This window comes from Klebsiella sp. KPN54798 (assembly GCF_021184225.1).
Taxonomy (GTDB): domain Bacteria; phylum Pseudomonadota; class Gammaproteobacteria; order Enterobacterales; family Enterobacteriaceae; genus Klebsiella; species Klebsiella pneumoniae.
Window position 1 is genome coordinate 2,893,630 of sequence record NZ_CP089234.1, and the last position, 11,585, is coordinate 2,905,214.

Consider the following 11,585-nt stretch of genomic DNA (forward strand, 5'->3'; position numbering starts at 1 on the left):
TTTCGCTGTCTACAAAATGAAACAGTAACAAACTTTTTATAACCTACTGAAAATACCGATTGTGATCTACTACGATAAAACACAAATTTTGATTTTATTGCTTATTGTCAGCTCAGATGGGTCCGGGCAGCAATATTTACCTGAATTTGCCGCCCAGGCCTGATAATCCGCTTATCCTGCGGTATAAAACGCCATTTATCGCCATTGAGATCATTGTGTTAACATTATATTAACTAATAAAAGTGGTATTGATTATCGTTTTTGCTGGTCAAGCGCCTGTTTTTTCAACATATCGAAAAATGTTATCTTTCCGTAGTATACGATTCGGGCGGCAAGCAAAAATTGACGCAGACAGTCACGGCGATTAAATGCAATAATCAAACGTTTTCAGTCAACAACAACACCAGTATATGGTTTGCGCAAGGCAAAGGATTATTTTTATGAAGCTTAAAAACACCCTCCTGGCGTCTGCTCTCCTGACAACCGCCACGTTGTCTGCCCATGCAGCGACCGAGTTGACCCCGGAGCAGGCGGCTGCGCTGAAGCCCTACGATCGCGTTGTCGTCACCGGCCGGTTTAATGCCATTGGCGATGCGGTACAGGCAGTATCGCGCAAAGCCGACAAAGACGGCGCGGCCTCATTCTATGTTGTCGACACGTCGGACTACGGCAATGGCGGCAACTGGCGCGTCACGGCTGACCTTTATAAAGAAGACGCGCCGAAAGCGGATGCGCCGAAGAATCGCATTATCAACGGCGTGATGGAGTTGCCGAAAGATCAGGCCGTTGAGCTGATGCCTTACGACACCGTCACCGTTCAGGGCTTCTATCGCAGCCAGCCGGAAGTCAACGACGCCATCACCAAAGCGGCGAAAGCAAAAGGCGCCTATGCGTTCTTTATCGTCCGCCAGGTTGACGCCAACCAGGGCGGCAACCAGCGCATTACCGCTTATATCTACAAAAAAGATGCTGAAAAACGCGTGCTGCAGAGCCCGGACGCGATCCCGGCTGACTCTGAAGCTGGCCGCGCAGCGCTGGCCAAAGGCGGCGAAGCGGCGAAGAACGTGGAAATTCCGGGCGTTGCCACCACCGCCGCGGTGGGTTCGGGTACCGGCGTTGGGCGTTTCTTTGAGACTCAGTCTTCGAAAGGTGGACGTTACACTGTCACCCTGCCGAACGGCACTAAGGTCGAAGAAGTGAACAAAGTGACTGCGGCGCAAATGGTGCCGTTCGATAACATCCAGTTCACCGGCAACTACGGCAACATGACCGAAATCTCCTATCAGACGGCGAAACGCGCGGCGAAGAAAGGGGCGAAGTACTACCACATCACCCGCCAGTGGCAGGAACGCGGCGGCAACATCACCATCAGCGCCGATTTGTACAAATAATCGCTGCTGGCTGGCTAAAAAGGCGGCGCATTGCCGCCTTTTCATTTTTTTTCATCCCCCGCCATTGCATGGCCCCCGGACACTCCGTAAAATCCCGCGCCTTAGCGCAATCCTCCATTTTTATGCGATTTCGCAAAATAAATATTCTGGAACAGCCATTTTCACCTCGGGAATGCAATGGAAAAGAAACTGGGCCTGAGCGCCCTGACCGCCCTGGTCCTTAGCTCAATGCTCGGCGCTGGCGTATTCAGTTTGCCGCAAAATATGGCTGCCGTGGCCAGCCCCTCCGCTCTGCTCATTGGCTGGGCCATCACCGGCGTCGGGATCCTGTTTCTCGCTTTCGCCATGCTGCTGTTGACCCGTATTCGTCCCGACCTCGACGGCGGGATCTTCACCTACGCTCGCGAAGGATTCGGCGAACTGATCGGCTTCTGCTCCGCCTGGGGATACTGGCTGTGCGCGGTGATCGCCAACGTCTCCTATCTGGTTATCGTCTTTTCGGCGCTCAGTTTTTTCACCGATACCCCTGAGCTGCGCCTGTTTGGCGATGGTAATACCTGGCAGTCTATCGTTGGCGCGTCGGTTCTGCTGTGGGTCGTCCACTTTCTGGTCCTGCGCGGTGTCCAGACGGCAGCGGGGATTAACCTGGTGGCCACCCTCGCCAAGCTTCTGCCGCTGGGCGCCTTCGTCGCGCTCGCCGCCCTGGCCTTTCAGCTGGATACGTTCCGCCTCGATTTTAGCGGCCTGGCGCTGGGCGTGCCGGTATGGGAGCAGGTCAAAAACACCATGCTGATCACCCTGTGGGTGTTTATCGGCGTGGAGGGGGCGGTAGTCGTGTCCGCGCGGGCGCGACACAAGCGCGACGTTGGCCGCGCGACGCTGCTGGCGGTGCTGTCGGCCCTCGCGGTGTATCTGCTGGTCACCCTGCTGTCGCTGGGCGTTGTGCCGCGCAGCGAACTGGCCGAAATGCGTAACCCGTCGATGGCGGGACTGATGGTCAGGCTGATGGGGTCGTGGGGGGAGATCGTCATTGCCGCCGGGCTGATCGTGTCGGTGTGCGGCGCTTATCTCAGCTGGACCATCATGGCCGCGGAGGTGCCTTTCCTCGCCGCCACTCATAAAGCCTTCCCGCGCCTGTTTGCCCGTCAGAATAGCAACAACGCCCCCTCCGCCTCATTGTGGTTGACCAATATCAGCGTTCAGGTATCGCTGGTGCTGATCTGGCTGACCGGATCGGACTACGGCACGCTGCTGACCATTGCCTCTGAGATGATTCTCGTGCCTTATCTGCTGGTCGGCGCCTTTCTGCTGAAAATCGCCACTCGCCCGCTGCATAAAGCGGTGGCTATCGGCGCCTGTATTTATGGCATATGGTTATTATACGCGTCGGGGCCTGTGCATTTGCTGTTGTCGGTGGTACTTTACGCTCCGGGTCTTCTGGTCTTTTTGTACGCCCGACGTACGCACCAGCACGATCGTTCGCTCAAACGCCGCGAAGTGGCGCTAATTGGTTTATTGCTGGTTGCCGCTTTGCCGGCAACGTGGATGCTGGTGGGGTAAGCGGTCGCCCTGCCGCAGAACGCATAGGAGATACCCATGGCTGAACAACAGCCCCGCCCGATTCTGATCACAGGAGCAGGCCGCCGCATCGGCCTCGCTCTGGCACACCATTTTCTGCAGCAGCGCCAGCCGGTTATCGTCAGCTATCGTACGCCCTATCCGGCGATTGACGGCCTGCGCGAAGCGGGCGCGCTCTGCCTGCAGGCCGATTTTAGCAGCGATGACGGCATTCTGACCTTCGCTGAAGCGGTCAAATCACACACCGACGGTCTGCGCGCCATCATCCATAACGCCAGCGACTGGATGGCGGAAAAGCCGGGCGTCCCGCTGAGCGCCGTCATCAACCGCATGATGCAGATCCACGTCCACGCCCCCTATCTGCTCAACCATGCGCTGGAGGCGTTGCTGCGCGGCCACGGCCATGCCGCCAGCGACATTATCCATATCACCGATTACGTGGTGGAGCGCGGGAGCGACAAACATATCGCCTATGCCGCCAGCAAAGCCGCCCTGGATAACATGACCCGCTCCTTCGCTCGCAAGCTGGCGCCAGAGGTTAAGGTCAACGCCATCGCGCCGTCGCTAATCATGTTTAATGAGGGTGACGACGAGGCCTATCGTCAGCAGGCGCTGGATAAATCGCTGATGAAAATCGCCCCTGGCGAAAAAGAGATTAGCGATCTCATCGATTACCTGTTTACCAGCCGCTACGTTACCGGCCGCTCATTCGCTGTCGACGGCGGCCGCCCGCTGCGCTAGTGGAAACGGCTCCAGCCGAGGATTAACAGCCAGGCGCACAGCCCCCAGCATCCCACTGCGCCTGCCAGCGCCAACGGCAGGCGCATGATCCCGGTGAAATACCACAGTGACAGCAGATAGATAAAATAGGGAAGAATCGACCACATGCCGAAAACGATGGTCGCGCGCAGGGCTTCGATCCCCCGCTCGCTGGCGACAATATAATGGGCGATGAGCGCAAAGGTGGGAAACAGCGGGACCAGGCCAGCGATAGCGTAGTTTTTGGTTTTCGCCAGCACGCCAATCAGCACCACCACCAGCGCTCCCAACAGCCCTTTGATTAACAGCCCCATGCCCGTATGCCTTAACAGTGAATCAATAAGTTAGGGCAGCATAGCGGATTTAACGCTGTTTATAAAAGAGTAATGGCGGGTAAAATAAGTGCGGTGTATGTTACTTCTTTTACTGATGTGCAATAGACATGAATAAAATCGTTTTTGTTGAGGATGACCCTGAGGTAGGCACGCTGATCGCCGCCTATCTCGGCAAGCATGATATGGATGTGGTGGTCGAGCCTCGCGGCGACCGCGCTGAGGAGGTGATCGCGCGGGAGAAACCGGATCTGGTGCTGCTGGACATTATGCTGCCCGGCAAGGACGGAATGACGCTCTGTCGCGATCTGCGCGGGCAATGGCAAGGGCCGATTGTCCTGCTGACTTCGCTCGACAGCGATATGAACCATATCCTCTCCCTGGAGATGGGCGCCAGCGATTATATTCTGAAAACCACCCCGCCAGCGGTACTTCTCGCGCGACTGCGTCTGCATTTGCGCCAGCATATTGCTCCGGCAGGCGCCGGATCCGCCTCCTCAACGCTCACGCCACATAAAACCATCTCCTTCGGCTCGCTGACCATTGACCCGGTCAACCGCCAGGTGCTGCTTGGCGGAGAAAACGTCGCCCTGTCGACCGCCGATTTCGATCTGCTGTGGGAGTTGGCCACCCACGCCGGGCAGATTATGGACCGCGACGCACTGCTGAAAAATTTACGCGGCGTTACCTATGACGGGATGGATCGCAGCGTCGACGTGGCTATCTCCCGCCTGCGCAAAAAACTGCTCGACAACGCCACGGAGCCCTATCGTATTAAGACCGTTCGCAACAAAGGCTACCTGTTCGCCCCTCACGCCTGGGATAACTAAGCAGCCCTTCTGCGGCCCTGCGAGGGGCCCGCTCATTGCGCGCTCGCCGGCGGCAAAGTTATCACGTTTGCTGCCTGCTGCGTTCGTCCCTGGCGCGCACATTCATCACCGGAACTTGTCATATTGATTAAATCAATAGAATTAGCCGTACAGAACCCCATCACATAACTCCTCAATATGATTGTGCTCAAGGACTTACCGCTGTCAGAGTGGCATAAAGCCTGAAAACACAGGACTTTTGCATGATGAAATACGTTGTACTTTTGGCACTCTCACTGTTCACTTCTCTCTCTGGCTGGGCTTTTTCCCTCGACAACGCCGATATTCGACTCCTCTGTCCGCAGCGCGGGCAAATCGAGGTGATCCTTCATCGCTATGAACATACCCAGCAATCCTGGGGGCAGCATCACTTTGAAACCGGCGGCGGCCACGTTCGCCAGGGGCCGCTGCTGGTGATCCCGTTTGCCAACCTCGATCAGATGATTTACCACCAGACCACCGGCGAGTTTGCTTACTGGTATGCCGAAACGGAAAAACTGGTGCGCTGTCGGCTGCTGAGTCTGACGACCACCTATCCGGTAGACATTCCTTATTATCGTGAGTAGCGTATCCATCGACGCACAAAATACGATTGCCCTGCTCCCCCCGAGGGTGAAGAAATCACCGCATCGAGTGACACTGTCACCTTTTCACCGTTCTGTCTCCAGGCTGGCTATTGTCAGGGGGCATAAACCCTGCTTTGATAGCGTATCTATGATTTCCCCGCGCCTCGCCCGGGGATATCGATAACATTGACTCCCAGTCGCGCAGAAGATGCCCCTGGGGCGCCAGACAGGTTTCTCTTGAATACGCGGTAATGTAATGAAAAAGCTGTTCGTGCAGTTCTATCTTCTGCTCTTCGTCTGCTTTCTGGTGATGACCATGCTGGTCGGTCTGGTCTATAAATTTACCGCGGAGCGCGCCGGACGGCAGTCGCTTGACGATTTGATGAAAAGCTCGCTGTATCTGATGCGCAGCGAGCTGCGGGAGATACCGCCGCGCGACTGGAGTAAGACCCTTAAAGAGCTGGACCTGAATTTATCGTTTGATCTGCACATTGAGCCGATCAGCAAATTTAAGCTGTCGGAAAGCTCGATGCAGCACCTGCGCGCCGGCGATATCGTCGCCCTCGACGATCAGTACACCTTTATTCAGCGCATTCCCCGCAGCCACTATGTGCTGTCGGTGGGCCCGGTGCCCTATCTCTATTTTCTGCATGAGATGCGCCTGCTGGACGTGGCGCTGATGGCGTTTATTGCTATCTCTCTGGCCTTTCCGGTGTTTATCTGGATGCGCCCGCACTGGCAGGACATGCTGCGCATTGAGACGGCAGCCCAGCGCTTTGGCGAAGGTCACCTCAGCGAGCGCATTCACTTCGACAGTATGTCCAGCTTCGAGCGGCTCGGGGTAGCCTTTAACCAAATGGCCGATAACATTAATGCGCTTATTGCCAGCAAAAAGCAACTGATTGACGGCATCGCCCATGAACTCAGGACACCGCTGGTACGCCTGCGCTACCGTCTGGAGATGAGCGAGAATCTCAGCGAGGCGGAATCGCAGGCGCTGAACCGCGATATCGGTCAGCTGGAGGCGCTGATTGAAGAGCTCCTGACCTACGCCCGCCTCGACCGCCCGCAGACGGAGCTCAGCCTGACGACTCCCGATTTTCCCGCCTGGATCAGCGATCACGTCGAGGATATCCAGATGGTTAACCCACAGCGCGAGGTCGCCCTGGCGACGCTGACCCACGGTAACTACGGCGCGCTGGATATGCGACTGATGGAGCGGGTGCTGGATAATTTGGTCAACAACGCCCTGCGCTACAGCAGCCAGCGGGTGGCGGTCAGCCTGACGCTGCAGGGTTCGCGCGCATCGTTGCTGGTTGAGGATGACGGCCCGGGAATCGCCCCCGAGGAGCGCGAGCGGGTGTTTGAGCCCTTTGTCCGCCTTGACCCCAGCCGGGACCGGGCGACAGGAGGCTGCGGCCTCGGCCTGGCGATTGTCCACAGTATCGCCCAGGCGATGGGCGGCGAGGTGCGCTGCGAGGCCAGCCCTCTCGGCGGCGCCCGCTTCTGCTTTAGCTGGCCGGTCTATCATCAGCTGCCTGATTTCACCTCTGCCTGAATAAAACTTGCGCAGAAGCCGCGGGCTGGGTATGCTGCAAAAATCTAATAGTATGTTGTAACTAAGGTGGTAATAATGGCCAGCTACGACCTCGTTGAACGTCTGAATAATACCTTTCGCCAGATCGAGCTGGAGCTGCAGGCGCTCCAGCAGGCGTTAAGTGACTGCCGTCTGCTGGCGGGCCGGGTATTTGAACTGCCGGCGATCGGTAAGGATGCCGAGCACGATCCGCTGGCCACTATTCCGGTGGTGCAGCACATCGGCAAGACGGCCCTGGCGCGCGCCCTGCGCCACTACAGCCATCTGTTTATCCAGCAGCAATCGGAAAACCGCAGCAGCAAGGCCGCCGTACGCCTGCCGGGGGCTATCTGCCTGCAGGTTACCGCCGCGGAGCAGCAGGATCTGCTGGCGCGTATTCAGCATATCAATGCCCTGAAGGCCACCTTCGAGAAGATCGTCACCGTCGACTCCGGCCTGCCCCCACCGCCCGTTTTGAGTGGGTACACCGTCATTTGCCGGGTTGATCACCCTTAGCGCCTACCGCACGCTGACGCCCCTCGTCGACCCGAGCACCATCCGCTTCGGCTGGGCCAATAAGCACGTCATCAAGAATCTGACCCGCGACCAGGTGTTGATGATGCTGGAGAAAAGCCTGCAAGCGCCGCGGGCGGTGCCGCCGTGGACCCGGGAGCAGTGGCAGAGCAAACTGGAAAGGGAGTATCAGGATATCGCCGCCCTGCCGCAGCGGGCGCGGCTGAAAATAAAACGACCGGTGAAAGTCCAGCCGATCGCCCGCGTCTGGTACGCCGGCGAGCAGAAACAGGTACAGTACGCCTGCCCCAGCCCGCTGATCGCCCTGATGTCCGGCAGCCGGGGGGTCAGCGTACCGGATATTGGCGAGCTGCTGAACTATGATGCCGACAATGTGCAGTATCGCTACAAACCGGAGGCGCAGTCGCTGAGATTGCTTATCCCGCGCCTGCACCTCTGGCTGGCTAGCGAATAGCCAGGCTGCCGACCATCTCTTCCGGGCGCACCCAGCTGTCGAATTCGGCTTCCGTCAGGTAGCCCAGCGCCAGCGCCGAGGCTTTGAGAGTCAGCCCCTCATGGTGCGCTTTTTTAGCGATTTCCGCCGCCTTGTCGTAGCCGATATGGGTATTCAGCGCAGTAACCAGCATCAGCGACTCATTGAGCAACTGACTGATCCGCTCGCGATTCGGTTCAATACCCACCGCACAGTGCTCGTTAAAGCTCGCCATACCATCCGCCAGCAGACGCACCGACTGCAGGAAGTTGTGGATGACCATCGGGCGATAGACGTTAAGCTCAAAGTTACCAGAAGCACCGCCGATATTCACCGCCACGTCGTTGCCCATCACCTGGCAGCAGACCATGGTCAGAGCTTCGCACTGGGTTGGGTTAACCTTGCCCGGCATAATCGATGACCCTGGCTCGTTTTCCGGGATGGCGATTTCACCAATGCCGCAGCGGGGGCCGGAGGCCAGCCAGCGGACATCGTTAGCGATTTTCATCAGCGAGGCCGCCAGGCCTTTCAGCGCGCCGTGGGCATGGACCAGGGCATCCACAGTGGCCAGCGCTTCGAATTTGTTCGGCGCGGTGACAAATGGCTGTCCGCTGAGCGACGCCAGCTCGGCCGCCACCCGTACGGCATATTCCGGATGGGTATTCAGCCCGGTTCCTACCGCCGTCCCGCCCAGCGCCAGCTCGGCAAGATGCGGCTGACTGGCTTCAATGTGCTTCAGGCTATGGTCCAGCATTGCCACCCAGCCGGAGATCTCCTGGCCTAAGGTGAGCGGCGTGGCGTCCTGCAGATGGGTGCGGCCGATCTTGACGATATCCCTGAAGGCCACCGCTTTTTCATTGAGCGTCGCCCGCAGCGCCTGCAGTGACGGGATCACTTTTTCCCGCAGGGCAATCAGCGCCGCGACGTGCATGGCGGTGGGGAATACATCATTTGAGCTTTGGCTCTTATTCACATCGTCATTGGGATGAATTTTTCGCGCCATCCCCCGTTCTCCGCCGAGCAGTTCACTGGCGCGGTTGGCCAGCACCTCGTTCATATTCATATTGCTTTGGGTGCCGGAGCCGGTCTGCCAGATAGCCAGGGGGAACTCCTGCGCGTGCTTTCCGGCCAGCACTTCGTCAGCGGCGGCGACGATCGCCCCGGCTTTCTCCGCCGTCAACAGTCCGAGATCCTGGTTAACCTTCGCCGCCGCCCGCTTGGTCAGCGCCAGGGCGTATATCAGCTCCCCGGGCATTTTTTCGGTCGAGATGCGGAAATGCTCCAGCGAGCGCTGGGTCTGGGCGCCCCAGAGTTTATCGGCCGGGACCTCGATGGCGCCCATCGAGTCTTTTTCACTGCGATGCGTTGTCATTACTTTCTCCTTGGATGAAAAGTGCGTCATAGCGACAAAGCTCACCTGCTTAAAAGACTAAGTATTGGCCAGATTGATAAGTTGTTTTGGTGGTTCGTGCCGCGAAGCGACATAAAAAAAGCCGCCCCGAGGGGCGGCCCAGACCGCTGACAAAATGCAATCGTCGGGATTGCCCGGCGGCGCTACGCTTGCGCGAGCCTACAGAGAACTGCATAACTTATTGATATTGCTGTTTTTCGTAGGCCGGGTAAGGCGAAAGCCGCTACCCGGCAGAAAGGCGCTCACCCTAACGAAATCAGGTTTGTCATCGACCAGCGCCGCCCCGAAGGGCGGCCTGGGTTACTTCACGCAGCGGGCGCACTGCGAGGTCTGGATCTGCTGGAAGAAGTCATTGCCTTTATCATCAACGAGGATAAAGGCCGGGAAATCCTCCACTTCAATTTTCCAGATAGCCTCCATACCCAGCTCCGGATAGGCCACGCACTCGAGGCTCTTGATGCTCTGCTGGGCCAGCACTGCCGCCGGGCCGCCGATGCTGCCGAGGTAGAAGCCGCCGTGTTTGTGGCAGGCGTCGGTGACCTGCTGGCTGCGGTTGCCTTTCGCCAGCATGATCTTGCTCGCCCCATGGGACTGCAGCAGATCAACGTAAGAGTCCATGCGGCCTGCGGTAGTCGGCCCCAAAGAGCCGGAGGCGTAACCGTCCGGCGTCTTGGCCGGACCTGCGTAGTAGATCGGGTGATCTTTGACGTACTGCGGCAGCGCCTCGCCGTTGTCGATAAGCTCCTTCAGCTTAGCGTGGGCGATATCGCGGGCGACGATGATAGTCCCGCTCAGCGACAGGCGGGTGGACACCGGATACTGCGACAGCTGCGCCAGGATCTCGCTCATCGGCTGGTTAAGATTTACCTTCACCGCTTCGCCTTCCCCGGCCTGGCGCAGATGCTCAGGGATATATTTCCCCGGGTTGCTCTCCAGCTTCTCGATCCAGATGCCGTCGCGGTTAATTTTGGCTTTGATGTTGCGGTCGGCGGAACAGGAAACCCCCATCCCTACCGGGCAGGAAGCGCCGTGACGCGGCAGACGGATCACGCGGATATCGTGGGCAAAGTATTTCCCGCCGAACTGCGCGCCGAGACCAAGGTTCTGCGCCTCCAGCAGCAGCTCCTGCTCCAGCTGCACGTCGCGGAACGCCTGGCCGTGCTCGTTACCTTCGGTCGGCAGGCCATCGTAGTATTTGGTGGACGCCAGCTTCACGGTCTTCAGCGTCGCTTCCGCCGAGGTACCGCCGATCACGAAGGCGATATGGTACGGTGGACAGGCGGCAGTACCGAGGGTGCGCATCTTCTCGACGAGGTAATTTTTCAGCTTCGCCGGGGTGATCAGCGCTTTGGTTTCCTGGTACAGATAGGTTTTGTTCGCCGAGCCGCCGCCCTTGGCGATGCAGAGGAATTTGTACTCATCGCCATCGGTAGCATAGAGATCGATCTGCGCCGGCAGGTTGGTGCCAGTGTTAACCTCTTTATACATATCCAGCGGCGCGTTCTGCGAGTAGCGCAGGTTGTCCTGGATATAGGTGTTGTACACCCCCTGCGCCAGGGCGGCTTCATCGCCGCCGCCGGTCCACACGCGCTGGCCTTTTTTACCCATGATGATCGCGGTGCCGGTGTCCTGGCAGGTGGGCAGAATACCTTTGGCGGCGATATCCGAGTTGCGCAGGAACTGCAGCGCGACGTATTTATCGTTTTCGCTGGCTTCCGGATCGTTAAGGATATCCGCCACCTGCTGCTGATGCGCAGGGCGAAGCATAAAGGAGGCGTCGTGGAAAGCATGCTGCGCCAGAAGGGTCAGCGCCTGAGGGTCAACTTTTAGCACTTCCTGGCCGGCGAATTCGGCGACGGAGACGTAATCACTGCTGAGGAGATAATACTCGGTGTCATCCTTTTTGAGCGGAAAAGGATCCTGGTAAACAAACGGTTTATTCGACATTGTACTCTCACTTACTGCTTTGGCTGATTATGTTTCAGGCAGGGACTCCATGTGCCTGTAGAAAAGCGAGTCGAACAATCTTACACAATTTTTTAACAAAAACTGAGACAAGGACGACTTTTTCTTTCAGCAGTTGCTTCTCCACCGTTT

At 57.8% G+C, this 11,585-nt stretch carries 9 protein-coding genes and 1 pseudogene; 7 read left to right on the forward strand and 3 right to left on the reverse strand.

The window, feature by feature from the left end:
- Positions 1-440: 440 nt before the first annotated feature.
- From ydgH to folM, 3 genes are all read left to right on the forward strand, one after another.
- The gene (gene ydgH / locus LPQ25_RS14045) at positions 441-1,391 is read left to right on the forward strand and encodes a DUF1471 family protein YdgH (protein WP_002903384.1); all 951 of its coding nucleotides are present in this window, start codon (positions 441-443) and stop codon (positions 1,389-1,391) included.
- Positions 1,392-1,568: 177 nt separating this feature from the next.
- A complete protein-coding gene (locus LPQ25_RS14050; protein WP_014907665.1) occupies positions 1,569-2,951 on the forward strand; it encodes an amino acid permease in 1,383 nt (460 codons plus the stop codon).
- Between the two features lie 36 nt (positions 2,952-2,987).
- Positions 2,988-3,710, forward strand: a complete 723-nt coding sequence (gene folM, locus LPQ25_RS14055) for a dihydromonapterin reductase (protein WP_015874751.1) — start codon at positions 2,988-2,990, stop codon at positions 3,708-3,710.
- Here the strand turns inward: folM and LPQ25_RS14060 are convergent.
- Positions 3,707-4,042 (reverse strand): GlpM family protein, encoded by a 336-nt coding sequence (locus tag LPQ25_RS14060; RefSeq protein WP_002903379.1) that lies wholly within the window; start codon positions 4,040-4,042, stop codon positions 3,707-3,709. The two genes, folM and LPQ25_RS14060, sit on opposite strands and share 4 nt — an antisense overlap.
- Positions 4,043-4,170: 128 nt before the next feature.
- Between LPQ25_RS14060 and rstA the strand changes: the two genes are divergently transcribed.
- The 4 genes and pseudogenes from rstA (at position 4,171) to tus (ending at position 8,059) form a co-directional block, all read left to right on the forward strand.
- Complete coding sequence (gene rstA / locus LPQ25_RS14065; protein ID WP_002903377.1) at positions 4,171-4,890, forward strand: two-component system response regulator RstA; 720 nt, start codon at positions 4,171-4,173, stop codon at positions 4,888-4,890.
- Positions 4,891-5,132: 242 nt separating this feature from the next.
- A complete protein-coding gene (locus tag LPQ25_RS14070) occupies positions 5,133-5,495 on the forward strand; it encodes a hypothetical protein (protein ID WP_002903374.1) in 363 nt (120 codons plus the stop codon).
- A 256-nt stretch (positions 5,496-5,751) separates the two neighbouring features.
- Positions 5,752-7,053, forward strand: a complete 1,302-nt coding sequence (rstB, locus tag LPQ25_RS14075; RefSeq protein WP_004140030.1) for a two-component system sensor histidine kinase RstB — start codon at positions 5,752-5,754, stop codon at positions 7,051-7,053.
- Positions 7,054-7,128: 75 nt separating this feature from the next.
- A pseudogene (gene tus, locus LPQ25_RS14080) lies at positions 7,129-8,059 on the forward strand (DNA replication terminus site-binding protein).
- Here the strand turns inward: tus and fumC are convergent.
- Both fumC and fumA read right to left on the reverse strand, forming a co-directional pair.
- Complete coding sequence (fumC, locus tag LPQ25_RS14085) at positions 8,049-9,449, reverse strand: class II fumarate hydratase (RefSeq protein ID WP_002903315.1); 1,401 nt, start codon at positions 9,447-9,449, stop codon at positions 8,049-8,051. The pseudogene tus and the gene fumC overlap by 11 nt on opposite strands.
- A gap of 339 nt (positions 9,450-9,788) precedes the next feature.
- The gene (gene fumA, locus LPQ25_RS14090; protein ID WP_002903313.1) at positions 9,789-11,435 is read right to left on the reverse strand and encodes a class I fumarate hydratase FumA; all 1,647 of its coding nucleotides are present in this window, start codon (positions 11,433-11,435) and stop codon (positions 9,789-9,791) included.
- Positions 11,436-11,585 lie beyond the last annotated feature (150 nt).

Coding starts and splice junctions, on each gene's coding strand:
- LPQ25_RS14060 (WP_002903379.1), bottom strand. CDS start 4,042: ATGGGGCTGTTAATCAAAGGGCTGTTGGGAGCGCTGGTGGTGGTGCTG.
- fumA (WP_002903313.1), bottom strand. CDS start 11,435: ATGTCGAATAAACCGTTTGTTTACCAGGATCCTTTTCCGCTCAAAAAG.
- rstB (WP_004140030.1), top strand. CDS start 5,752: ATGAAAAAGCTGTTCGTGCAGTTCTATCTTCTGCTCTTCGTCTGCTTT.
- rstA (WP_002903377.1), top strand. CDS start 4,171: ATGAATAAAATCGTTTTTGTTGAGGATGACCCTGAGGTAGGCACGCTG.
- ydgH (WP_002903384.1), top strand. CDS start 441: ATGAAGCTTAAAAACACCCTCCTGGCGTCTGCTCTCCTGACAACCGCC.
- LPQ25_RS14050 (WP_014907665.1), top strand. CDS start 1,569: ATGGAAAAGAAACTGGGCCTGAGCGCCCTGACCGCCCTGGTCCTTAGC.
- folM (WP_015874751.1), top strand. CDS start 2,988: ATGGCTGAACAACAGCCCCGCCCGATTCTGATCACAGGAGCAGGCCGC.
- LPQ25_RS14070 (WP_002903374.1), top strand. CDS start 5,133: ATGATGAAATACGTTGTACTTTTGGCACTCTCACTGTTCACTTCTCTC.
- fumC (WP_002903315.1), bottom strand. CDS start 9,449: ATGACAACGCATCGCAGTGAAAAAGACTCGATGGGCGCCATCGAGGTC.